This is a genomic window from Rhodococcus sp. EPR-147 (assembly GCF_001647185.1).
Lineage (GTDB): Bacteria > Actinomycetota > Actinomycetes > Mycobacteriales > Mycobacteriaceae > Rhodococcoides.
Map to the genome: position 1 here is coordinate 1 of NZ_LVCU01000042.1, position 3,391 is coordinate 3,391.

At 66.1% G+C, this 3,391-nt stretch carries 3 protein-coding genes; all 3 read right to left on the minus strand.

The features are described from left to right. Positions 1 to 348 (minus strand): uroporphyrinogen-III synthase (locus tag A2J02_RS01875; RefSeq protein ID WP_197477902.1); only part of this gene is annotated, 348 nt, incomplete at its 3' end. Between the two features lie 20 nt (positions 349 to 368). Further along, positions 369 to 761 carry a nitrite reductase small subunit NirD gene (gene nirD / locus A2J02_RS01880; protein ID WP_068046029.1) on the minus strand — a complete coding sequence of 131 codons (393 nt, stop codon included), beginning with the start codon at positions 759 to 761 and terminating at the stop codon, positions 369 to 371. 121 nt (positions 762 to 882) lie between these two features. Next, positions 883 to 3,378, minus strand: a complete 2,496-nt coding sequence (gene nirB / locus A2J02_RS01885; RefSeq protein ID WP_068046032.1) for a nitrite reductase large subunit NirB — start codon at positions 3,376 to 3,378, stop codon at positions 883 to 885. Positions 3,379 to 3,391: the final 13 nt, after the last annotated feature.

Sequence of the window (3,391 nt, forward strand, 5' to 3'; positions counted from 1 at the left end):
CGACCACTCCTCGCGTAGATCGGCTGCTCGGATGGCCCCTTTCGCCTTCGGACCGCGAGCGAGCAGACGGGACGCACCGAGTGCGCGCCCCAGTTCTTCTGCCTGCCCCCACCCGTCCGCTGCCTCGACCCAGCCACGAAATCCGATTCCTGTTGTGGCCACGGTGATTTCCGGTGGATCAGCGATGACGGCGGCGGTGACGCGTTCGAGCTCGGCGTCGTCGGCCAGTGGGATGATGCGAATAGCGGGGGCATGCATCACGGTGGCCCCGCGCCGCTCGAGCAGAGTCGCGAACTCCTCGGCTCGACGCGATGCGGTGATCCCGACGGTGAACCCGACCAGAGGCATTGCAGCCCCTGCGATTTCGCTCACGTAGATCCGCCGCGGACCAGCACGACGCCCTCGACGCAGGAGACCTCGAACGATCCGAGGGTGACCTGCGTGTCATCGAGGCAGCGCCCGTCGGCCAGCGAGAAAACCTGCTTGAGCAACGGCGATGCGACGGTGGGTTCGCCCCCTCGGTCTCCCACCAGTCCGCGTGACATCACTGCTGCACGCCCGTACGGATCGATGTTGCCCACCGCGACCAGTCGTCCGTCGTCGAGCAGAAACAGCGCCGCCTGGGTGCCTCCTCGCAGGAGCACCGCCACTCCGCGCCCCGGAATCAGCGCGTCGAGCGTGCAGGCCGGGGTCCAATCACGAGCGATGTCGTTCGGTACCGCTGATGGTGACTTCACTGCTGACGAATCGATGACAGTCATGGCGTACCTCCTGATCAGCTATTCCACGTTGCTTGTGTTTCTTGGCCGTTAAGTCGCGATTACTCGTCTGTGCACATGCACTCAGTCTCGTGACCTGCCGGTTGTCAGCTCCCGTATCGGCTCACGCGCCCACTCGTGGCATTCCCATCAGCACGGGCACCTTGCGCGCGCCGGACTCGTCGAACGCGATGGTGGGGTCGGACTCGTCCGGAGCATTGACGAAGGAGACGAACCGACCGAGCTTCTCGTCGTCTTCGAGCACGCCGGCCCACTCGTCCTTGTAGCCGGCGACGTGGCGTTCCATGTCGGCTTCGAGTTCGGCACCGATGCCGAGACTGTCCTCGCACACGACGGCTCTGAGGTGGTCCAGTCCCCCGTCGAGCGATTCGAGCCACGGTGCCGTGCGCTGCAGCCGGTCGGCTGTACGCACGTAGAACATGAGGTAACGGTCGATGTAGCTGACCAGGGTGGCATCGTCGAGGTTGGACGCGAGCAACTGCGCGTGCTTGGGCGACTGACCTCCGTTACCGCCTACGTAGAGGTTCCAACCACCCTCGGTCGCGATGATCCCGACGTCCTTGCCGCGGGCCTCGGCGCATTCGCGAGCGCAGCCCGAGACGCCGAACTTGATCTTGTGCGGCGACCGCAGACCTCGATAGCGGTTCTCCAGATCGACGGCCATCCCCACCGAATCCTGGACGCCGTAACGGCACCAACTCGATCCGACGCAGCTCTTGACCGTCCGCAGCGACTTCCCGTACGCCTGGCCCGACTCCATCCCGGCGTCGACGAGGCGCTTCCAGATCGCCGGCAACTGCTCGACTCGGGCACCGAACATGTCGATGCGCTGCCCTCCGGTCACCTTCGTGTAGAGCCCGAAATCGCGAGCGACCTCGCCGATGACGATGAGCTGTTCCGGAGTGCACTCGCCGCCCGGCATCCGGGGCACCACCGAGTAGGTGCCGTTCTTCTGGATGTTGGCCAGGAAGTGATCGTTGGTGTCCTGCAACGACGCCTGCTCGCCGTCGAGAATGTGGTCGGAGGACGTCGACGCGAGAATCGACGCGACGACAGGCTTGCAGATGTCGCAGCCGGTTCCCGAGCCGTACTTGGCGATCAGCGACGAGAAGGTGCGGGTGTTGGTGGCCCGAACGATCTCGTACAGCTCGGCCCTGGACTGAGCGAAGTGCTCGCACAACGACTTCGAGAGGACCACACCGGATGCGGCGAGCAACGACTTGATCGAGGGCAGGCATCCGCCACAGGTGGTGCCCGCGGTGGTGCAGCTCTTCACGGCCGCCAGGTCGCAGGCTCCGTCGGCTATCGCCGAGCAGATGGCACCCTTGCTCACACCGTTGCACGAGCAGATCTCGGCGTCGTCGGGCAGTGCACCGATGCCGACCTGCTCGGCGGCAGGTGAGATCAGAGCGCCCGGATCGCCGGGCAACTCGCGACCGACCAGCGGCCGCAACAGCGAGTACGCGGAGGCGTCGCCGACGAGGATGCCGCCGAGCAGAGTCTTCGCGTCGTCGGTGACGACGAGCTTGGCGTACGTGCCTTTGGGGGCATCGCTGAACACCACTTCGAGAGCGCCCGGCGTGGCCGCCATCGCGTCGCCGAAGCTCGCGACGTCGACGCCCATCAGCTTGAGCTTGGTGGACATGTCGGCACCCGGGAATTGCGCTGCGCCGCCGAGCAATCGGTCGGCCACGACCTCCGCCGTCGAATACCCGGGAGCGACCAGTCCGTAGCACCGACCCTCGACCGCAGCGCATTCGCCGATCGCGTAGACGGCAGGGTCGGAGGTATTGCAGCCGATGTCGACCATGATGCCGCCGCGCTCACCCACCTCGAGACCACTCTCGCGTGCCAGCCGATCCTGGGGACGCACACCGGCGGAGAACACCAGCAGCGCGGCGTCGATGGTGCTGCCGTCGCTCAGTTCGACCGTCAGACCGGCGCTGTCGTTCTCGGAGATCGACGACGTGCCCACTCCCACATGGACGTTCAACCCGAGTTCGGTGACCAGACGCGCCAACAGCGCGCCGCCGCCCTCGTCCACCTGCAGCGGCATCAATCGTGGAGCGAACTCGATGACGTGCGGGGTCATGCCCATCTTCTTCAGTGCATTCGCCGCTTCGAGACCGAGGAGGCCACCGCCGACCACCACACCGACCGCGCCCGGTCCTGCGGCGTCGGCGCGGGCCCGGATCTTGTCCAGGTCGTCGAGGGTTCGGTAGACGAAGCACGCGGGCAGGTCGTGTCCGGTGATCGGCGGCACGAACGGGTAGGAGCCGGTGGCGAGGACGAGAGCTTCGTACTCGACGGTGTCCCCCGCCGAGGTCACGACGGTGCGGTGATCGCGGTCGATGCGATCGGCCCGTACTCCGGTGCGCATCTCGACGAGGGTGTCACCGGGATAGTCGTTGCCCGCCAGAGCGAGTTCCTTGTGGTCCCAGGCACCGACGTAGGACGACAGTCCCACCCTGTCGTACGCCGCCAGTGCCTCCTCGCACAGCACCGTGACCTTCCACTCGGCCGCCTCGTCGCGCGCACGCAACGCTTCGACGAATCGGTGTCCGACCATCCCGTGACCTACCACTACCGCGTTCTTCATTGCGGGTCCTTCC